We start from the raw sequence: 19046 nt of genomic DNA on the forward strand, positions 1-19046 counted from the left end.
CGGATGGTTCGGGACCCCGCGTCCCGGCTTTCGCCGGGATGACGGTTGGGGGCCCGGTACAATCGACCCATGTCCGCCCTCTCCTTCCGCATCGGTCCGCACGAAATCGCCCCGCGCGTCGTCCTGGCGCCGATGGCGGGCGTGACCGACAAGCCCTTTCGCATCCTGTGCAAGCGCATGGGGGCCGGGCTGTGCGTGTCGGAGATGACGACGTCCGATCCCCGCTTCTGGTCGACCTCGAAATCGCGCCATCGCATGGACCACGACGGCGAACCGTCGCCGATCAGCGTTCAGATCGCCGGCACGGTGCCCGAGGTGATGGCCGACGCGGCGCGCTACAACGTCGACCACGGCGCGCAGATCATCGACATCAACATGGGCTGCCCCGCGAAGAAGGTGTGCAACGCGTGGGCGGGTTCGGCGCTGATGCGCGAACCCGAACTCGTCGCGCGCATCCTCGACGCCGTCGTGCGCGCGGTGAACGTGCCGGTCACGTTGAAGATCCGCACCGGCTGGGCCGAAGGCCAGCGCAACGCGCTGCAGATCGCGCGCATCGCGCAGGACGCCGGCATCGCCGCGCTCGCCGTCCACGGCCGCACGCGCGACCAGCAGTACACCGGCGTCGCCGAGTACGACACGATCGCCGAGGTGAAGGCCGCGCTGTCGATCCCGGTGTTCGCCAACGGCGACATCGATTCGCCGCAGAAGGCGGCGCAGGTGCTGGCGCATACGGGCTGCGACGCGGTGCTCGTCGGCCGCGCCGCGCAGGGCCGGCCGTGGATCTTCCGCGAGATCGCGCATTACCTCGAACACGGCGACGTGCTTGCGGAGCCGACACTGGCCGAGGTGCGCGATGTGCTGCTCGGGCACCTGGAACACCTTCACGCGTTCTACGGCGAGACCTCCGGCGTGCGCATCGCGCGCAAGCACCTGGGGTGGTACGCGAAGGACCGGCCGGAGAACGCGGCGTTCCGCGCCGTGGTCAATCGTGCCGAGACCGCCGAAGCCCAGCTGACACTCACGCGCGACTACTTCGACGCGCTGATCGCAGGCGTGCAGCCGCTGGGCGTCGCCGCGTAGACGAAAGTCGGGACGACGGCTCGCCCTTAACTTCTCCCGTGCGAGCATCTGCGCATCCGAACGCCAAGGGTGCGGCCATGTCCGACACGTCGTCTTCCTGCTCCGACTTTCCCTATCTGCACGGCTTCTCCTCGACCGAACAGGCGCGCCTGGTGAAGCAGGCCCGGCTGGCCGAATCGACGATCTTCCACGACATCGACTACAGCAACGCGAGGCGGCTGCTCGAAGTGGGGAGCGGCGTCGGCGCGCAGACCGAGATCCTGCTGCGCCGCTTTCCCGAGCTGCACGCGACCTGCGTCGACCTCAACGAGGCGCAGCTCGATGCGGCCCGCACCAACCTCGACGCGATGCCGTGGCTGAAAGGGCGCTACGAACTGCATCAGTCCGACGCGACGAACCTGCCATTCGAACCGCGCACCTTCGATGCCGCGTTCCTGTGCTGGGTGCTCGAACACGTGCCCTCGCCGGCGCGCGTGCTCAACGAGGTGCGTCGCGTGCTCGCGCCGGGCTCGCCGGTGTACATCACCGAGGTGATGAACTCCTCTTTCCTGCTCGATCCGTACTCGCCGAACGTGTGGCGTTATTGGATGGCATTCAACGATTTCCAGTACGACAGCGGCGGCGATCCGTTCGTCGGCGCCAAGCTCGGCAACCTGCTACTGGCGGGCGGGTTCCGCGATGTCACCACCGACGTGAAGACGTTCTATTTCGACAACCGCGAACCCGCGCGGCGCAAGACGATGATCGCGTTCTGGGAAGAGCTGCTGCTGTCCGCGGCCGACCAGCTCATCCAGGCCGGCAAGGTGACGCAGGACGTCGTCGATGGCATGCGACGCGAAATGCATCAGGTGCAGAACGATCCGAACGCCGTGTTCTTCTATGCGTTCGTGCAGGCGCGCGCGGTCGTTTACTGAGGTTTCCGGTTTCGTGAGAAAGGTGAAGAACGCGAAGCGCTTTCGCATGAAACCTTCATGCGCATGTGCGCTCATCGCGCTCGCGACGAGCGGTGCAGGTCGAAAGTAACAGCCCCCTTCGGCCGATGTTTTTCTGGTCCGCATGACCCAACCTGCAAGCGTCGGGGCGTCCCCTCTGCGGGCCACCGCAGCGCCCCGGCGGACCAGGAGGCCACACATGAAAGCCAAGATTGCATTCATCGCGCTGGCGATGGCGGTAACGGCGCCGGCATGGGCCGCCGATCCGGTGGGCGATCTGTCGAAGATCACCGGACTGTCCGAGCGCAAGGTACAGATGATCGTCGGCAACCGCACCGCGTTTGCCGAGTATCCGTATACCTACGATCGCGCGCTCGACAAATTCGTCGCCGCCATCGGCAAGGACAACTACAACCGCCTCATGGACGGCGAAGCCGTCGCGCTGCACGACGCCAAGGGCAACGAGTACATCGTGCAGATCGACGACGCGTTGCTGGAAGCGCACAACGCGCTGTGAGTCGGTTCGGGGCGCACGCGACGCGCGCGCTCCGGACCGGCCGGGTTTCGTCCTTCACAAGGTGCTGAAAGTGAACAGCTCAACGTCCGCCTGAAGGGACCGCGTGTGCACGCCACGCGGCCCCGGCGTCAATGTTCGCCTTTTCAGTTTCCAGATCCTGGGGATCGTTCGATCGTCACGCCGTCGGCGTCGGCCGCAGCGGTTCCGTCTGCGGGTTCGTGCCAGATGCGCTCCCACATCGTGCGCAGGCGACGCCCGGCTTCCCATGGCCACTGCAGCTGTCGCGGCTGAATCTGCGCCCAGCGGCCGTCGGCGTCCTTGCGCGCGACGGCGAAACGGAAGCTGTAGTCGGGCTCGGCGCCCATGCGCAGGTCGGAGAGCACGAGTTCGCCTTCGCGTACCTGCGCCTTCATGAACCCGCGGTTGAACCACTGCAGCCGCTGCACGGCGGGAAAGTCGCGCACCTGCTCCATCGCGGCCACGTCCGATGCATGACGGCGAAACTGCATCGGTCCCGAGTCGGCCACCAGTGAGCGTTCGCCTTCGACGAAGCCCTCCGGCGTCATCGCCACCACGCGCCACAGCAGGATGTTGAACGGCATCGGCACGGAAAGCCTCGGCGCGGTCGCGAGTTCCTGCGAGGCCAGTGCCTGTTCCGCCGCGCGTTCGACCTGATGTTTCGCGAGGAGGGACAGGCCCAGGTACAGCGAACTCAAGGCCAGTCCCGCGATGAGCGCCGGCTGCGCGATCCGGCGCTCGCGCGCGAACCATGCGACGACGCACGCGAGCAGCAGCCACACCGTATAGAGCGGATCGATGATGAACACGCTGGACCACATCACCGGCTGCGTCGGCAACGGCCAGAGCAGCTGCGTGCCGTAGACGGTGAAGGCGTCCAGCAGCGGATGCGTCAGCAACGCGCCCTGCATCGCCCAGAACCACCGCGTTGGCGATTGGGCCACACGGCCGCCGCGCGACCGGAACCACGCCCACAGCGCCCACGCGACGAACGGCAGCACGAGCAACGAATGGCTCCAGCTGCGATGCCATGTCATGCGCGCGACCGGGTCGTCGGTGATCAGGTTGATGGGCAACACGTCGAGGTCGGGCAAGGTGCCCAGTGCTGCGCCGGCGATGAGCGCGGCACGACGATGTTGCGGCGGGGCGATGGCGGCGGCGACGGCCGCGCCGAGGACGATCTGCGTGAAGGAATCCATCCGGCGATGCTAGCGGCTTCGCGACTCCAGGTCGTCACCGCAGCGAACCGGCGGACTCACGCCGCCCGCGGCTGCTCCATCGCCTCGGAACGGTGACGCGGCTCGATCAGTGCGCGCGTGTCGCCCGTATGCGTCAGGAGACGCAACGTGCCGTCCGGATCCTCCGCCAGCGCGCTGAGGCTTTCGACCCAGTCGCCGTCGTTGGCGTAGATCAGGCCGTCGCGCTCGATGAGCGCCGCGCGATGGATGTGGCCGCAGACGATGCCGTCCAGGCCGCGACGTCGCGCGTCATCGAGTCCCGCGTGGACGAAGCGTTCGATGTAGCGTTCGGCCGCACCGCTCTGCCGCTTCAGGAATTCCGACAGCGACCAGTAACGCTGGCCGGCCATGCGCCGTGCGCGGTTAAGCCACTGGTTGCCGGTGAGGATGCGGTAGTACAGCCAGTCGCCGAACTGCTCCTGCAGTCCGCCGAAATGCGTGACGCCGTCGTAGTCGTCGCCATGCGTGACCAGCAGGCGGCGTCCGTCGGCGGTGACATGCACCATGCGTCGGCGCACCCGCATGCGCGGCAACGCGAGACCGCAGAAGCGGCGGATCGGGCGATCGTGGTTGCCCGGCACGTAGATCAGTTCGGTGCCGCTGCGACGCAGCGCGTGCAGCGCCTCGACCACGCGGTTGTGCGGCGCGCCCCAGCGCGCGCGGCGTTGCGCCATCCACCACAGGTCGACGATGTCGCCGACCAGGTACAGGCGATCGCAGCGGAGTCCGCCGAGGAAGTCGGCGAATTCGGCGGCGTGGCAGTGTTTGGAACCCAGGTGGACGTCGGACACGAAGACCGCGCGACGGCGCGGCGGCAACACGGTCGGCATCGACGTCATCCTGCGGTCTCCATGCACGGCTCGACGGGCGCGACGCCGAGGTAGCGTTCGCGTTTTTTCGGTCGAAGCAGATTCAGGTCGACTTCGATCAATCCATCGACCGCATCGCTGAAGGCCGGGTCCACGCCGAAAGCGAGGAAGCGCGCGCCGCCTGGCTCGCACAGGTCGGTGTATTGCTTGTAGAGCATCGGCAGCGTGGCGCCGAGCGCGTCGAGGTTGGTCTTCAGCACGCGGAACGCGGTGCCCGCATCGACCTCGCCGAACTGCGGCGGCGCAGCCTGGTAGACGAAAGGCTGGCGCGATACCGCGCGCGTGGCCTCGCTGCCGTAGTAGCGCGCGTAGTACGCGACGATCTGCTCGCGCGCCGAGGCCGGCAGGGCTGCGCTGATCGACACCGGGCCGAACAGGTAGCGCACGCTCGGATGCCTGCCCAGGTACGCGCCGATGCCCTGCCACAGGTAGTCGATGCTGCGGCTGCCCCAGTAGTCGGGCACGACGAAGCTGCGGCCCAGCTCCATGCCCTGCGCGATGCGCGGCACCGCGTCGTCGGCGTACTGGAAGAGCGAGGCGGTGTAGAAGCCGGCCAAGCCGCGTTCGGCCAGCACGCTTGCGCCGCGCGCGATGCGGTACGCGCCGGCGATCTTCGACACCTCCGCATCCCACAGCACGATGTGTTCGTACCAGCTGTCGTAGAGATCGACGTCCAGCCGCTGGCCGGTGCCCTCGCCCACCGCGCGGAACGTGAGTTCGCGCAGGCGGCCGATTTCCTGCAACAGCGGCGAGCCGGCGGCAAGTCGCCCGACGCGGATCTGCTTGCCGTCGATAGTGCGGCCGAGCAGCGCCAGTGCTTCGATGCCGTCGCGCACCTGCGTCGCATCGACCGGATCGATCAGCGGCGCGATGAGCGGGACGACATTCGTTTCGACAGGCGCGACATGCATGCCCGCGCGACGCCGGCCGAGCGAGAACAGCTCGCGGCGCACCTCGCGCAGCAGCTGCTGGGGATCGCCGTCCGGTGGCAGCGTCAGCGGATGGCCGATGCGCAGCACGATGCGGTGCGCACGGCGCGCGAACATCTCCCGCGCCAGCAACGCGGTGCCGACGGGCTTGAACAAGGCCGACGCGCCGTAGAACAGCGCCGAATTGCGCGCCTCGATGCGCACCGGCAACACCGGCGCATCGGCCGTGCGCGCGAAGCGCAGGAAACCGCGGCGCCAGCGTCCGTCCGTTACCCCGCCCAGCCCGAGCCGTGCCACTTCGCCGGCCGGAAACACGATCACGCACTGGTCGGCGCGCAGCGCGTCGTCGATCGCCCCAAGACTCTGCGGCGTCGGGCGGCCACCCAGGATGCGCACCGGCAGCAGCAACCCCGAGAGCGGCTCCAGCGCACCGAGCAGGTCGTTCGCGACGATGCGCACGTCGCGCCGCACGCGGCCGACGGCGTCCAGCAGCGCCAGCGCGTCGAGCGCGCCGGACGGGTGGTTGGCGACGATCAGCAGCCGGCCGCTGGCGGGAATCCGCCCCAGTTCCGCGGCATCGACCACGTAGCGCGCCTGCAGGTGATCGAGTCCGGCGGCGACGAAATCGAAATCCCGCAGGTGGCCGTTGGCCGACAGGAACGCCTCGACCTGGTCGAAGCCCGACCAGCGGCCGATCGTTCGCAGCAGCGGCCGGGCGACGTTCGCACGGCGTCCCCGGAACCAGTGCGGAAATCGTTCTTGCAGGCGGCGTTCGAGTGGCATGCGTCGGCGCGGATCGCCCCGGCGGGGCTTTCGCCGCGGAAGGTTGGGACGCCCCGGCGACAGGGCGGTGGCGGTTTCGCGTCAGGACCGTGACAGCCGTGCCGGCGGCCGGAAGCCCGTCACGGCGGGCTCGCGCTTAACCACCGCGCAACATCTCCGTGGCGCACAATGCGCCGACCGGAGCAAGCCTGTATCATGCCCGGCCATCCTTTCATCCGAATCAAGGGATATTGACCTCGATGTCCAGCTACCTGTTCACCTCCGAATCCGTCTCCGAAGGCCATCCGGACAAGATCGCCGACCAGATCTCCGATGCCGTCCTGGACGCGATCCTGGCCCAGGACAAGCGCGCGCGCGTGGCCTGCGAGACGCTGGTGAAGACCGGCGCCGCCATCGTCGCCGGCGAGGTCACCACCACCGCGTGGGTCGACATCGAGTCGCTGGCGCGCCGCGTCATCAACGAGATCGGCTACAACAATTCCGACGTCGGCTTCGACGGCCACACCTGCGCGATCATCAACATGCTCGGCAAGCAGTCGCCGGACATCGCCGCGGGCGTGGATCGCAAGAAGCCGGAAGAACAGGGCGCGGGCGACCAGGGCCTGATGTTCGGCTACGCCTGCAACGAGGCGCCGGAATTCATGCCCGCGCCGATCTACTACTCGCACCGCCTGGTCGAGCAGCAGGCCAAGATCCGCAAGAAGAAGAACTCGCCGCTGCCGTGGCTGCGTCCGGACGCGAAGTCGCAGGTCACCCTGCGCTACGACGCCAACCACAACGTCGCCGGCCTCGACGCCGTCGTGCTGTCCACGCAGCACGATCCGGGCATCAAGCAGAAGGACCTGGTCGAAGGCGTGTACGAGAACATCCTGCGCCCGGTGCTGCCGAAGAAGTGGCTCGAGTCGCTGCCGAAGAACAAGATCCACATCAACCCGACCGGCATCTTCGTGATCGGCGGCCCGGTGGGCGACTGCGGCCTGACCGGCCGCAAGATCATCGTCGACAGCTACGGCGGCATGGCCCGTCACGGCGGTGGCGCGTTCTCGGGCAAGGATCCGTCGAAGGTGGACCGTTCGGCCGCCTACGCCGCGCGTTACGTCGCCAAGAACATCGTGGCCGCCGGCCTGGCCGACCGCTGCGAGGTGCAGGTCTCCTACGCCATCGGCGTGGCCGAGCCGACCTCGATCTCGGTCACCACCTTCGGCACCGGCAAGATCCCGGACGAGAAGATCGAGAAGCTGATCCGCAAGCACTTCGACCTGCGCCCGTACGGCATCGTGAAGATGCTCGACCTGATCCACCCGGTCTACCAGGACACGGCCGCCTACGGCCACTTCGGCCGCAAGCCGAAGGAAGTGACCTACGTCGACGGCGCCGGCAAGAAGCAGACCGCCACGGCCTTCTCGTGGGAGAAGACCGACCGCGCCGACGCGCTGCGCAGCGATGCGAAGCTGAAGTAAGCGCCGCGTCCCGCGAGGGGCTGCGACATGGAAAAAGGCCGCGAAAGCGGCCTTTTTTCATTGATGCGGGAAGCGCCGGGCGGCCCGTCCGGATTCACTCATCACGCCCCGTGAACGGCTAGAATGTCGCGTTCCCGCCGAGGGGCGCTGCAAGTCCGGATCCCACCATCGCGTGGCTTCGGAATCAGGCTCGGCAGGACCTGCACGAACAACGGCGCCCGGTTTGGCAGCCTTCGCGGCCTGCCCTCACCCCACCCTCTTCCCTTGCGGGAGAACGGGAAACAAACCGGAGCAATCTGATGAACGCACAGATCAAGACCTTCTCGACCGAAGGCGACTACAAGGTCGCCGACATCTCCCTGGCCGACTGGGGCCGCAAGGAGCTCGACATCGCCGAGCACGAGATGCCGGGCCTGATGTCCATCCGCAAGAAGTACGCCGCCGCGCAGTCGCTCAAGGGCGTTCGCGTGACCGGCTCGCTGCACATGACGATCCAGACCGCCGTGCTGATCGAGACGCTGCGCGACCTCGGCGCCGACGTGCGCTGGGCCTCGTGCAACATCTTCTCGACGCAGGACCATGCCGCCGCCGCCATCGCCAAGTCGGGCACGCCCGTCTTCGCGTGGAAGGGCGAGACGCTGGAGGAATACTGGGACTGCACGCTCGCCGCGCTGACCTTCCCGGGTTCGGGCGCCGACAAGTACCTCGGCCCTGAGCTGGTGGTCGACGACGGCGGCGACGTCACGCTGCTGATCCACAAGGGTTATGAGCTCGAGAACGGCAGCGACTGGGTCAACACCCCGTCGGGCAACCACGAAGAGCAGGTGATCAAGAACCTGCTGAAGAAGGTGCATGCCGAGCGTCCGGGCTTCTGGCACACCGTCGTGCGCGACTGGAAGGGCGTCTCGGAAGAGACCACCACCGGCGTGCACCGCCTGTACCAGCTGGCCGAAGCCGGCAAGCTGCTGGTGCCGGCGATCAACGTCAACGACTCGGTCACCAAGAGCAAGTTCGACAACCTCTACGGCTGCCGCGAGTCGCTGGCCGACGGCCTCAAGCGCGCGATGGACGTGATGCTCGCCGGCAAGGTCGCCGTCGTGTGCGGCTACGGCGACGTCGGCAAGGGTTCGGCGCACTCGCTGCGTGCCTACGGCGCGCGCGTTGTCGTCACCGAGATCGATCCGATCAATGCCCTGCAGGCGGCGATGGAAGGCTTCGAGGTCAACACCGTCGAATCGACGCTGGGCCGTGGCGACATCTACGTCACCACCACCGGCAACAAGGACGTGCTGACGCTCGAGCACATGTCGCAGATGAAGGACCAGGCGATCGTCTGCAACATCGGCCACTTCGACAACGAGATCCAGGTCGACCGCCTCAACGAGTCGGGCGCCACGCGCCTGAACATCAAGCCGCAGGTGGACAAGTACACCTTCAATCGTGCCGACGGAAAGCCGGGCAACTCGATCTTCCTGCTGGCCGAAGGCCGCCTGGTGAACCTGGGCTGCGCCACCGGCCATCCGAGCTTCGTCATGTCGAACTCGTTCTCGAACCAGACGCTCGCGCAGATCGACCTGTGGGCCAACAAGGACAGCTACGAGCCGAAGGTCTACATCCTGCCGAAGAAGCTCGACGAGGAAGTCGCGCGCCTGCACCTGGAGAAGATCGGCGTGAAGCTGACCACGCTGACCGACGAGCAGGCCGCCTACCTCGGCGTGCCGGTCGAAGGCCCGTACAAGCCGGACCACTACCGCTACTGATCCACGGCGGTATCGCATCGCGATGCACGAAAACGGGCGCTTCGGCGCCCGTTTCTTTTGGACGGCCGCCCGCGCCGCCCAAGTGCGTTCAATTCATCGCGATGAAGAGATAAACTCTCCCGAACCCTCCGCGAGCGGACCGCATGCCCACGCCCATCAGCTTCGAGTTCTATCCGCCCAAGACCGACGAGCAGCGCGCGCAGCTGGACAAGACCGCGGCGAAGTTGAAATCGCAAGAGCCCGAGTACGTGTCGTGCACGTTCGGCGCGGGCGGTTCTACGCTGAGCTACACGCCCGAAACGGTCGAGCGCCTGCATCGCGAACACGGGATGGACGCGGCGCCGCATCTGTCGTGCGTCGGCGGTACGCGCGCGGAGTTGGGCGAACTGCTCGAGCGCTACAAGGCGATGGGATGCCGGCGCATCGTCGCCCTGCGCGGCGACCTGCCCTCGGGCATGGGCCACACCGGGGATTTCCGCTACGCGACCGAACTGGTGGAGTTCATCCGCCGCGAGCACGACGGCTATTTCCACATCGAAGTCGGCTGCTATCCCGAGTGCCATCCGCAATCCGATGACGCGCTCGCCGACCTGCGCCACTTCAAGGCGAAGGTGGATGCCGGTGCGGACGGCGCGATCACGCAGTACTTCTACAACGCCGACGCGTATTTCCGTTTCGTCGACGATGCACGCAAGCTCGGTGTCGACATTCCGATCGTGCCGGGCATCATGCCGATCTCGAACTTCTCGCAGCTTCGTCGCTTCTCTGATGCGTGCGGCGCGGAGATCCCCCGCTGGATCGGCAAGCGCATGCAGGCCTACGGCGACGACGTCGAAGCGATCCGCGATTTCGCCGCCGACTTCGTTGCCGACATGTGCCGGCGCCTGATCGACGGCGGCGCACCGGGCCTGCATTTCTACACGCTGAACCTGACCAAACCGACGCTGTCGGTACTCGCGCGGATTCGCTGAATCCGCGGGAAAACGCGGGAATCTCACACGCGACATTGACGGTTCCGGGCGGACGATGAGCGCACCCGCTCCCCCCGGGAACCGACATGAACACGTTCCACCACCGCGCGCGCATCGACCGCGCGCTGCGTCATCGCATGACACGCGCGATGGCCGCCTGGAGTCCGGTGTTGCTGCTGTTGTGCGCACTCGCCCCCGCGCACGCAGCAGGCGGCCTTCATCGCTGCGAAGCGCCCGACGGCTCGGCCGTCTATACCGACAGCGCGTGCGCCGCATTCGATGCGAAGCCCGCGCCGATGTCGACCGAGCTGCTGAACCGCCTTGCGATGGACGACGCGGTGTTCAATGCGGACTCGTCGCGTGCGCGATCGCTGTCGACGGCCATCCGCGTGCGTCGCGCGCCGCAGGCCGGATGCGCGCGCAGCCCCGGGCAACTGTCGATGGACCTGCTCGCCTCCTTTGCCATGGGCGACGTGAACCGCATCGCCGAAAGCGTGCACTGGCCCGGCCTGCGCCACCGCCAGGCGCAGGTCGTGATGAACCGGCTGATGCAGCTCGCGCGCACGTCGCTGGTCGACGCCAGCTTCTGGCCGGGACTGGCTGATGGAAGCGGCGGCGCCATGCAGCTGACCTTCGATCGCCCGCAACGCGTGATGGAAGTCGGCGTGGAGCGTTACGCCGGTTGCTATTTCGTGCGCTTCTGAACGCCGGCGCCAGGACTGCGATGCACGCACTGTCTGCGGGCGCACCGCCCCGCTAGGCTGCGCCGATGCACGCCCCGTACTTTCGTTCGATCGCCGCACTCTCCGCGCTCGTCCTGCTCGCCTGGTGCGCCCCGGCAGCGGCGGACGTACGCCACTGCGTGTTACCCGACGGGCAGAGCGTATTCACCGACCGCGGCTGCGCGGAAGTCGGCGGCGTCGAACAGACCGAGCAGCGCCCGGTCGTGGGCAATGTCGAAAAGAAGCGCGCGCCCGGCTGCGCCCGCAACATCGACGACCTGCTGTTCGAGATGAACACCGCCTTCAGCGCGCACGACGCGAACCGGCTGGCCGGCGTCTATCACTGGACCGGGATGTCGGGCAGCACGGCCTACAACGTGATGGAACGGCTGGATGCGATCGTCCAGCGGCCGCTGGTGGACATCGTTCCGGTAATGCCGGAGGAGGTCGCACCGGTCGCCGACGACGCGCCGCCCTACCCCGCCTTCACCGACGCCGCGGCGTCGCCCGCCGCCCCCGAGGCGCCCGCCGCACCGCCGCGTCCACGCACCCCCGTGGCGGTGCGCGTCGAGCAGACGCAGGAAAACGGGATCACGCCGTCGCGGACCGTCTTCGGCCTGCAGAAGCACTTCGGCTGCTGGTGGATCAAGGGCTGAGCGGCCCGGACCGGCACGCCCGGCGGTTTGGGGAGCGGGGGCACCGCGAGGCACAATAGCGGTTTCCCCTGACGGACGGCCGCGATGCAATACCCCGACTGGATCTGGCACAACGGCGCGATCAAGCGCTGGGCCGAGGCCACCACGCACGTGATGTCGCACGCGCTGCACTACGGTTCGTCCGTCTTCGAGGGCATCCGCTGCTACCAGACGCCCAACGGCCCGGTGATCTTCCGCCTGACCGACCACAACACCCGCCTGTTCGCCTCGGCCAAGATCTATGACATGGCGATGCCGTACTCGCTGGAGCAGATCAACGCGGCCTGCCGCGAAGTGCTCAAGGCCAACGAGAACACCACCGACTACCTGCGCCCCGTCGCGTACCGCGGCCTGGGCGGTTTCGGGCTGTCGGCCGACACGCCGACCGACGTCGCCGTCGCCACGTGGAAGATGGGCCAGTACCTGGGCGCGAGCGTGCTCGAACAGGGCATCGACGCCTGCGTGTCGAGCTGGCAGCGCTTCGCTCCGAACACGTTGCCGGCCGGTGCCAAGGCGGGCGGTAATTACCTGTCCGGCCAGTTGGTCGCGCGCGAGGCGCGTCGGCTGGGCTTCGGCGAAGGCATCGCCCTGGCCTCCACCGGCCTGCTGTCGGAAGGCGCCGGCGAAAACCTGTTCCTCGTCTTCGACGGCGCGCTGCACACCACGCCGGTGAGCGCGGCGCTGCTCAACGGCATCACGCGCAACACGATCATCACCCTCGCCCGCGACGCCGGCATCGAAGTGATCGAACGCGACCTGCCGCGCGAATACCTGTACCTGTGCGACGAACTCTTCATGTGCGGCACCGCGGCGGAGATCACGCCGATCCGCTCGGTCGACGGCCGCCAGGTCGGCGCCGGCAAGCCCGGTTCGGTGACGCGCCGCATCCAGGAGCTGTTCTTCGGCCTGTTCGACGGCAAGACGCCGGACAAGTACGGCTGGCTGGAAGCGGTCTAAGCGCTCAGGCTTCCGCTCATGAAAAAGGCGCCGCAAGGCGCCTTTTTTGTTGCATGCGGTTTGCAGGCCTCACGCCTTGCCGATGGAAAGCACCGGCGCGTCGAACGTGAGCGTCGCGATGACGCCGCGCGGCTTGCCCGGGCGCACCTGGACTTCCCACGAATACAGCGTGCACAGGCGCCGCACGATCGACAGGCCGATGCCGCCGCCCTGCGAGTGCCCGGCGTGCGTGCCGCGATAACCCCGCTGGAAGAGCTTTGCCGCATCTTCCTCGCTGAGGCCGGGGCCGGAATCGACCACGTCCACCGAACGCTTGCCGATGCGCACTTCGACCTCGCCTTCGGTCGTGTACTTCACCGCGTTGCCGATGAGGTTGCCGAGCGCGACCGACACCGCCGCCTCCGGCGCATCGACGATCAGGCTCGGCTCGCCGACGACACGCAGTTCCATCGGCTTGCCGCCAAGCTGCGCGCGGTGCGCATCGAGCAGTTGTTCGGCGACCTTCGCCACGTCGGTCGCGCCGTGGCCGCGCTCGTTGCGCGAGAGCAGCAGCAGCGCGCTGATCAGGTCCGTGCATTGCTGCTCGGCGCGCTGGATGCGCTGCAGGCGACTGCGCGTCTTCTCGTCGACGTCCGGCCGCGACAGCAGCAGTTCGACGGCGCCCTTGATCACCGCCAGCGGCGTGCGCAGTTCGTGGCTGACGTCGGCGTTGAACTCGCGGTCGCGCTGCACCACTTCGGTCAGGCGCTCGGCGTAGTCGTCCAGCGCCTCGGCGAGCTGGCCGACTTCGTCGCTCGGGAAGTGCGACGCCAAGCCTTCGGGTTCGGCGCTGCGGCCGGACTGCTTGAGGCGATTGGCGAGTTCGGTCACCGGGCTCATCACGCGCGAGGCCGACCACCAGCCGACCAGCAGCGAAAGCAGGGTGAAGAGGAACACCGCGGCCCAGATCGCCCGCTGGAACTGCGCCTCGCCGCGCGTCGCCTGCGACATGTCGTAGGCGAGGAAGAACCACGCCTTCGGCGTCTTGCGCACGGCGAGCTTGTACGCGAACGGCTCGCCGTTGGCGACGCCGGTCATGCCGTAGATGCCGTCGCGCAGTTCGTACCACTCCGGCCAGTTCACGCGCACCGAATCGATCTTGTCGATCGGATAGACGTAGGCGCGGATCTGGTCGACGGCGAACTGCGGATTCTCCGGATCCAGTTCGAACTGGCGCGCGGCCATTTCGATGTTCCGGTTCATCACGTCCTCCACCAGCTGGTTCTCCACGCGGTTGCGCGTCCAGTTGGTCGCCCACGCGAACATCGCCGTCAGGCCGAAGCCCAGCAGCACGAAGGCCAGGATGATTCGACTGCGAAGCTGCCGCCGGTAGCGCGTTCGCCTGCGCGGCGGAGTGGGCTCCTGCGGGGACGCTTCGGCCATCCGGTCAGCCGTTGTCGGGGGCGGCGATGCGGTAACCGATGCCATGGCGGGTCTGGATCAGCGGCACGTCGAAGGGCTTGTCGACCACGGCGCGCAGGCCATGGATGTGCACGCGCAGGCTGTCCGAATCGGGAAGCTCCTCGCCCCACACGCGCGTTTCCAGTTCCTGGCGCGTGACCACCGCGGGCGAGGCTTCCATCAGCGCCTGCAGGATCTTCAGCGCGGTCGGGTTGAGCTGCAGCAGCTTGCCCTGGCGACGAACTTCGAGCGTGTCGAGGTTGTATTCCAGGTCCGCGACGTTGAGCACGCGCGTCTGCACGCCGCGGCCGCGGCGCGAGAGTGCGTTGAGGCGTACTTCCACTTCCTGCAGCGCGAAGGGCTTGATGAGGTAATCGTCGGCGCCGGAATCGAAGCCGGCCAGCTTGTTCTCCAGCGAATCGCGCGCGGTGAGCATCAGCACCGGCGTCTGCTTGCGCGCTTCGTTGCGCAGCTTGCGGCAGACCTCCAGGCCGTCCAGGCCCGGAAGGTTGAGGTCGAGGACGATCGCGTCGAAGTCGTGGACCACGGCCAGGTGCAGGCCGGTGACGCCGTCGGCGGCGAAGTCGACGGTGTGGCCGCGGTCCTCGAGAAAGTCGCCGAGGTTCGCCGCGATGTCCTGGTTGTCTTCGATGACGAGAATGCGCATGTGACCTTTCCTGGGTAATGGGCCTTCGACCGGCGTGCGCCGCGGCAGTTCCGGAGGTGCGAGAACTGAATGCGCGCGCGATGGCGTTGCCGGGGAGCTTAACGATTCTGCCAGAGCCGCTGGAGTGCGCCGATCACCGCGCGCTGACGTCGCAACGCACGTTTGCCATGACGCGAAACGAAGCCTCGGACGGAGAGCAGCCAAAACAAAGGCCCAGACACGGGGCCACCGTGCCTGGGCCAAAAAGGTATTGCCCCGATTACCGTAACCTGCATCGACCTGTTGCTGACGAGGAAGAGCGGCAGTGCTGCGGTAGGGACAGGCTACGCCGATTTCGATTAAAGCGTCGTTAAAAACGCCCGTTAAATCGATGTTATTCAGCTCGGAAAATAGCCGCTGAACCCGCCCAGATCGCCGAAGTTCGCCGAACGTGTAGCCATTCGTCGCGAACACCGGACTCAGCGGGCGGCAGCTCGCTTGGAGGCTTTACGCCGGACCCGCTCGGCCAGGTAGGTGACGATCTCGCCGGCCACGTCCACGCCGCTGGCCTCCTCGATCCCCTCCAGTCCGGGCGACGCATTGACCTCCAGCACCAGCGGACCGCGCTTGGAGCGGATGAGATCCACGCCTGCGATGCCGAGGCCAAGCACGCGTGCGGCGCGGATCGCGACATCTTCTTCCGCCGCGCTCGCGCTGACGCCCTTGGCGGTGCCGCCGCGATGCAGGTTCGAACGGAAGTCGCCCTTGGGCGCCTGCCGCTTCATCGCCGCCACCACGCGACCGCCCACGACGAAGCAGCGCAGGTCGGCGCCGCGCGCTTCCTCGATGAACTCCTGCACCAGGAAATTCGCGTACAGGCCGCGCAGCGCTTCGATCACGCCCTGCGACGCCGAGGGCTTCTCGGTGAGCATGACGCCGGCGCCCTGCGTGCCTTCGTTGAGTTTGATGACGTGCGGCGGCGCGCCGAGCATCGACAGCAGGTCGTGCGTGTCGTCGGGGTTGTCGCCGAAGACCGTGGTCGGCAGGCCGATGCGTTCGGCCGCGAGCAACTGGTGGCAGCGCAGCTTGTCTCGCGCGCGCAGCACGGCGTCGGACGAATTGGGCGTAAGCGTGCCCATCAGTTCGAACTGCCGCAGCACCGCCGAGCCGTAGCGCGTGATCGACGCACCGATGCGCGGGATCACCGCCTGGTAGCCGGAAATCGGCTTGCCCTTGTAGCGCATGCTGAATCCGTCGCTGGCGATGCGCATGTAGCAGCGCAGCGGGTCGAGCACGCGCACGCTATGGCCCTGGTCGCGCGAGGCTTCCACCAGGCGGCGCGTCGAATACAGTTTGCTGTTGCGCGAGAGGATCGCCAGTTTCATGAAGGGCGGCGGTGTGGGGGCTGAGTGGGAAAGGGAAGCGCCTCGCCGGGAGCGGCGGGACGCGAGATGACACCCGGCTCGCGCCGGCTGAGCCGGCCGTGCAGGAAGGATCGTCCCGGATCGACCGTGAAGGCACGTGCGAGCGCGGTACGCCCGAGCAGCATCGGGAACAGCATCCCGCGGCGATCGGACAGATTGATTTCAATCTCGCGCTCGATGCCGGCCACCGCCAGCGTCGTGCGCACGAACACGCGGCGCGTGCAGTGGCCGCCCGAATCGGTGACCTCGCGTTCGTCGAACACCGGAGCCGCCGCTTCGATCACGCGCGCGCCGTGTCCGGGGCTCAGGCAGAAACCCACCCACGGACTACCGCGTTCGGTGAACCGCCACTGCGTGTCGACGTGGAGCGCGGAGCTGCGCGCGCCGCTGTCCACCTTCGCCCGCAACCGCTCGATACCCAGTTCCGGCAGGGCTATCCACTCACGCCAGCCGAGCACGATCTTGCTTGCCATCGCGCCTCCAGGACCTCGCCTGAAAGACAAAAACGGCGGCCACTGTAAAGCAGGCCGCCGTCGCAATTGTTTGGAGCGGGTGATGGGAATCGAACCCACGCTAGCAGCTTGGGAAGCTGCAGTTCTACCATTGAACTACACCCGCGTCGCGATGAAGTCTATGCCCCCGCACGGAGGCTTGGCAACGCGGCGCCGGGACATCCCCGCGGCGCCGCGTGCCGGTTCAGCATGTCGTCGTCGACTTAGAAGCCGCCGCCGAAGCTGACGAACAGCGTCGCGTCGTTGCCGCCCTTCTGGCCGACCGTGACGTTGGCGCCGATGTCGGTGCGCAGGCCGAACAACTCCGTGCGCGCGCCCATGACCAGCGTGCCGTAGTCCTGGTCGTATTCCAGGCCGCGAACCGCGTACGCGCCGACGCCCGGCAGCGAACGCAGCGAGGCGGTGGCTTCCTTCGGGGCATCCTCGAACTCGTGGTCGTAGGTCAGCTTGGCGTACGGCTGCAGGTGCTCGTTGATCGCGTAGTTGACCTGCCAGCCGAGGCTGCCGATCAGCGAATCGAATTCCTGGTCGCCGAAGGAAAGCGCGGTGGACTCGTTGCTGTTTTCGTCGAAGCCGTCGACTTCGATCGTCTGCGACACCAGCTGCATCACCGGGCCGTGCTTGAGCGAGCCTTCGCCGAAGTTCCAGCCGGCCGCGAACGCGGCGGTCAGGTTCGTGCCGTCGGCCGAGCCGCTGTGCACGCGCGAGGTCGGACCGAGGTTCACGCGGCGGTCGATGTCGTACGAGACCCAGGTGTAGCTCAGCTGGCCGTTGATCCACGCCGAACCGGCCGACCACGCGAGGTAGCCGCCGAGGGTCGCGTCGTCCTGGTCGAACTGGCCGCGATTGAGGCCCCAGTCCATCTTCTGCTGGCCCCAGCCGGCGAAACCGCCGTACACCAGGTTGCCGCTGGCCCAGTCGAGGCCGGCGGTCAGCGTCGGGCCGAAGCCGTCGTAGTTGTCGCCGCCGCCATAACGCTGCGAATCGCCGCGAACGTCGGCCCACCAGCGCATGCCGTCGCCTTCGGGACGCGTGGCCGCCTGCGCACCGACGCGTTCGGCACGGGCGCGACCGACCATCGCTTCGCTATGCGGCAGCACGGCGATCTGGCGCGGCGCTTCCAGCAGCGACAGCGCGTAGTCGGCGACGATCTCGTGCGCACGCGACGAGGGATGCACGCCGTCGGCGAAGACGTAGGTGTTCGCCGCATCCGGCGAGACCATGCTGCCCGGCGTCACCGGGTTGCAGGTGATCGACTGCGCGGTGATCTGCGGATTGCAGGCCGTGCCCGTGGTGTTGGTGAAGCCGTACGGCGCCGGGTTGGCGACGATTTCCTGCAGCAGGTGGAAGGTGTCGACCGGGATGAAGCGCGCGCCGGCGGACGCCAGGCCCGCGTACAGACCGTTGTTGTAGCCCGTCGCCAGCGCCGTGCCGGCGGCCGCGCCCGCAGCGCCCTGCGCGCGGAACTGCGGCGTGATGCCGAGGTCCGGCACGTTCGGCACGAGGATGTACTGCGCGCCGGCGTTCTGCAGCGTCATGACGTTGGTGACCTGGCCGGTGACCGCCGCGCCGACGATCGCCTGCGCCGACGCCGGAGCAGCGGCCGCGGCGAACAGGTCGTTCGCGCCGCCCCACACGGTGTAGAGCGCATTCGGATCCGCGGCCCCACCGTTGGCGGCGAGATAGCGCGTGATCTGCGAACGCACGGAGAGCGTCGGCAGCTGCGCGGTCAGGCCGGCGCGGTCGGTGCTGACCATCGCGCCGCCGATGGCGTAGTTGGTGCCACCGGCGTTGAACGGGCTGGCGTTGGTGCCCAGCTCCGTCGCCAGCTGTTCGGACCACACCAGGCCCGGGTTGGTCGTGAACTTGCCCAGCAGCGCGCCGGCCGAGCCGGCCTGGGCGATGATCGCCGGGCGGAAGTAACCCGCGTCCGTCAGGCTGTCGCCGAAGAACACGGTCTGCGAATAGTCCTGCGCGAAAGCCGGCGCGGTCGCCAGCGCAAGGGCGGCGGCGAGCACGGAGCGGACGGGTTTGGTCATCTTCGATTCCTTGGTGGATGAGCTTTGATGGACGTGTCGTGACGCCGTGGGAGG

General features: G+C 67.6%; 17 protein-coding genes, 1 tRNA gene and 1 riboswitch. Of the genes, 9 read left to right on the forward strand and 9 right to left on the reverse strand.

Annotated elements, in window-relative coordinates:
* The first annotated feature begins 69 nt into the window (after positions 1–69).
* The 3 genes from dusB to ABIE51_RS16460 all read left to right on the forward strand — a co-directional run bounded on the left by dusB (position 70) and on the right by ABIE51_RS16460 (position 2529).
* Positions 70–1080 (forward strand): tRNA dihydrouridine synthase DusB, encoded by a 1011-nt coding sequence (gene dusB, locus ABIE51_RS16450; protein ID WP_192631503.1) that lies wholly within the window; start codon positions 70–72, stop codon positions 1078–1080.
* Positions 1081–1157: 77 nt separating this feature from the next.
* Complete coding sequence (locus tag ABIE51_RS16455; protein ID WP_192631504.1) at positions 1158–1994, forward strand: methyltransferase domain-containing protein; 837 nt, start codon at positions 1158–1160, stop codon at positions 1992–1994.
* 217 nt (positions 1995–2211) lie between these two features.
* Positions 2212–2529, forward strand: coding sequence for a hypothetical protein (locus ABIE51_RS16460; protein WP_192631505.1), 318 nt, complete (start codon positions 2212–2214; stop codon positions 2527–2529).
* A 143-nt stretch (positions 2530–2672) separates the two neighbouring features.
* On the opposite strand, the gene ABIE51_RS16465 is transcribed toward ABIE51_RS16460, so the two are convergent.
* Genes ABIE51_RS16465 through olsF form a run of 3 tightly spaced genes read right to left on the reverse strand, consistent with a single transcriptional unit; the run spans position 2673 to position 6366 of the window.
* Positions 2673–3746, reverse strand: coding sequence for a metal-dependent hydrolase (locus tag ABIE51_RS16465; protein WP_192631506.1), 1074 nt, complete (start codon positions 3744–3746; stop codon positions 2673–2675).
* A 56-nt stretch (positions 3747–3802) separates the two neighbouring features.
* A complete protein-coding gene (locus tag ABIE51_RS16470) occupies positions 3803–4624 on the reverse strand; it encodes a UDP-2,3-diacylglucosamine diphosphatase (protein WP_192631507.1) in 822 nt (273 codons plus the stop codon).
* A complete protein-coding gene (gene olsF, locus ABIE51_RS16475) occupies positions 4621–6366 on the reverse strand; it encodes a bifunctional ornithine lipid synthase OlsF (RefSeq protein WP_192631508.1) in 1746 nt (581 codons plus the stop codon). The genes ABIE51_RS16470 and olsF overlap by 4 nt, the downstream gene beginning before the upstream one ends.
* A gap of 239 nt (positions 6367–6605) precedes the next feature.
* Here olsF and metK point away from each other — a divergent pair, with 239 nt between their 5' ends.
* From metK to ABIE51_RS16505, 6 genes are all read left to right on the forward strand, one after another.
* Positions 6606–7826 carry a methionine adenosyltransferase gene (gene metK, locus ABIE51_RS16480; RefSeq protein ID WP_115843457.1) on the forward strand — a complete coding sequence of 407 codons (1221 nt, stop codon included), beginning with the start codon at positions 6606–6608 and terminating at the stop codon, positions 7824–7826.
* Positions 7827–7959: 133 nt separating this feature from the next.
* A riboswitch (S-adenosyl-L-homocysteine riboswitch) is annotated at positions 7960–8053 on the forward strand.
* Positions 8054–8125: 72 nt separating this feature from the next.
* Entirely contained in the window at positions 8126–9586 is a 1461-nt protein-coding gene (ahcY, locus tag ABIE51_RS16485; RefSeq protein WP_192631509.1) for an adenosylhomocysteinase, read from the forward strand.
* Positions 9587–9729: 143 nt separating this feature from the next.
* Positions 9730–10557, forward strand: coding sequence for a methylenetetrahydrofolate reductase [NAD(P)H] (gene metF, locus ABIE51_RS16490; protein WP_192631510.1), 828 nt, complete (start codon positions 9730–9732; stop codon positions 10555–10557).
* An 86-nt stretch (positions 10558–10643) separates the two neighbouring features.
* A complete protein-coding gene (locus ABIE51_RS16495) occupies positions 10644–11261 on the forward strand; it encodes a hypothetical protein (protein WP_192631511.1) in 618 nt (205 codons plus the stop codon).
* Between the two features lie 65 nt (positions 11262–11326).
* Positions 11327–11935 (forward strand): hypothetical protein, encoded by a 609-nt coding sequence (locus ABIE51_RS16500; protein WP_192631512.1) that lies wholly within the window; start codon positions 11327–11329, stop codon positions 11933–11935.
* A gap of 84 nt (positions 11936–12019) precedes the next feature.
* Entirely contained in the window at positions 12020–12931 is a 912-nt protein-coding gene (locus tag ABIE51_RS16505; RefSeq protein WP_115843467.1) for a branched-chain amino acid transaminase, read from the forward strand.
* A gap of 69 nt (positions 12932–13000) precedes the next feature.
* Here ABIE51_RS16505 and ABIE51_RS16510 read toward each other — a convergent pair whose 3' ends face one another.
* The 6 genes from ABIE51_RS16510 to ABIE51_RS16535 form a co-directional block, all read right to left on the reverse strand.
* On the reverse strand, positions 13001–14353 hold the full coding sequence (locus ABIE51_RS16510) for a sensor histidine kinase (protein ID WP_233433601.1): 1353 nt from the start codon (positions 14351–14353) through the stop codon (positions 13001–13003).
* Between the two features lie 4 nt (positions 14354–14357).
* Positions 14358–15038 (reverse strand): response regulator transcription factor, encoded by a 681-nt coding sequence (locus tag ABIE51_RS16515; RefSeq protein WP_115843471.1) that lies wholly within the window; start codon positions 15036–15038, stop codon positions 14358–14360.
* Positions 15039–15496: 458 nt separating this feature from the next.
* A complete protein-coding gene (gene rimK, locus ABIE51_RS16520; protein WP_192631513.1) occupies positions 15497–16402 on the reverse strand; it encodes a 30S ribosomal protein S6--L-glutamate ligase in 906 nt (301 codons plus the stop codon).
* Complete coding sequence (locus ABIE51_RS16525; protein ID WP_115843475.1) at positions 16399–16914, reverse strand: ATP-dependent zinc protease family protein; 516 nt, start codon at positions 16912–16914, stop codon at positions 16399–16401. The genes rimK and ABIE51_RS16525 overlap by 4 nt, the downstream gene beginning before the upstream one ends.
* Positions 16915–16985: 71 nt before the next feature.
* Positions 16986–17059, reverse strand: a tRNA-Gly gene (locus ABIE51_RS16530).
* 97 nt (positions 17060–17156) lie between these two features.
* The gene (locus ABIE51_RS16535) at positions 17157–18992 is read right to left on the reverse strand and encodes an autotransporter domain-containing protein (protein ID WP_115843477.1); all 1836 of its coding nucleotides are present in this window, start codon (positions 18990–18992) and stop codon (positions 17157–17159) included.
* Positions 18993–19046 lie beyond the last annotated feature (54 nt).

The sequence above is a fragment of the Lysobacter sp. OAE881 genome (genome assembly GCF_040546665.1).
In the GTDB taxonomy this organism is placed as follows: Bacteria; Pseudomonadota; Gammaproteobacteria; order Xanthomonadales; family Xanthomonadaceae; genus Lysobacter_J; species Lysobacter_J soli.

What these genes read in the sequence shown, in the direction of transcription:
- dusB (WP_192631503.1), top strand. Translation starts at nt 70, where the DNA reads ATGTCCGCCCTCTCCTTCCGCATCGGTCCGCACGAAATCGCCCCGCGC.
- ABIE51_RS16455 (WP_192631504.1), top strand. Translation starts at nt 1,158, where the DNA reads ATGTCCGACACGTCGTCTTCCTGCTCCGACTTTCCCTATCTGCACGGC.
- ABIE51_RS16460 (WP_192631505.1), top strand. Translation starts at nt 2,212, where the DNA reads ATGAAAGCCAAGATTGCATTCATCGCGCTGGCGATGGCGGTAACGGCG.
- ABIE51_RS16465 (WP_192631506.1), bottom strand. Translation starts at nt 3,746, where the DNA reads ATGGATTCCTTCACGCAGATCGTCCTCGGCGCGGCCGTCGCCGCCGCC.
- ABIE51_RS16470 (WP_192631507.1), bottom strand. Translation starts at nt 4,624, where the DNA reads ATGACGTCGATGCCGACCGTGTTGCCGCCGCGCCGTCGCGCGGTCTTC.
- olsF (WP_192631508.1), bottom strand. Translation starts at nt 6,366, where the DNA reads ATGCCACTCGAACGCCGCCTGCAAGAACGATTTCCGCACTGGTTCCGG.
- metK (WP_115843457.1), top strand. Translation starts at nt 6,606, where the DNA reads ATGTCCAGCTACCTGTTCACCTCCGAATCCGTCTCCGAAGGCCATCCG.
- ahcY (WP_192631509.1), top strand. Translation starts at nt 8,126, where the DNA reads ATGAACGCACAGATCAAGACCTTCTCGACCGAAGGCGACTACAAGGTC.
- metF (WP_192631510.1), top strand. Translation starts at nt 9,730, where the DNA reads ATGCCCACGCCCATCAGCTTCGAGTTCTATCCGCCCAAGACCGACGAG.
- ABIE51_RS16495 (WP_192631511.1), top strand. Translation starts at nt 10,644, where the DNA reads ATGAACACGTTCCACCACCGCGCGCGCATCGACCGCGCGCTGCGTCAT.
- ABIE51_RS16500 (WP_192631512.1), top strand. Translation starts at nt 11,327, where the DNA reads ATGCACGCCCCGTACTTTCGTTCGATCGCCGCACTCTCCGCGCTCGTC.
- ABIE51_RS16505 (WP_115843467.1), top strand. Translation starts at nt 12,020, where the DNA reads ATGCAATACCCCGACTGGATCTGGCACAACGGCGCGATCAAGCGCTGG.
- ABIE51_RS16510 (WP_233433601.1), bottom strand. Translation starts at nt 14,353, where the DNA reads ATGGCCGAAGCGTCCCCGCAGGAGCCCACTCCGCCGCGCAGGCGAACG.
- ABIE51_RS16515 (WP_115843471.1), bottom strand. Translation starts at nt 15,038, where the DNA reads ATGCGCATTCTCGTCATCGAAGACAACCAGGACATCGCGGCGAACCTC.
- rimK (WP_192631513.1), bottom strand. Translation starts at nt 16,402, where the DNA reads ATGAAACTGGCGATCCTCTCGCGCAACAGCAAACTGTATTCGACGCGC.
- ABIE51_RS16525 (WP_115843475.1), bottom strand. Translation starts at nt 16,914, where the DNA reads ATGGCAAGCAAGATCGTGCTCGGCTGGCGTGAGTGGATAGCCCTGCCG.
- ABIE51_RS16535 (WP_115843477.1), bottom strand. Translation starts at nt 18,992, where the DNA reads ATGACCAAACCCGTCCGCTCCGTGCTCGCCGCCGCCCTTGCGCTGGCG.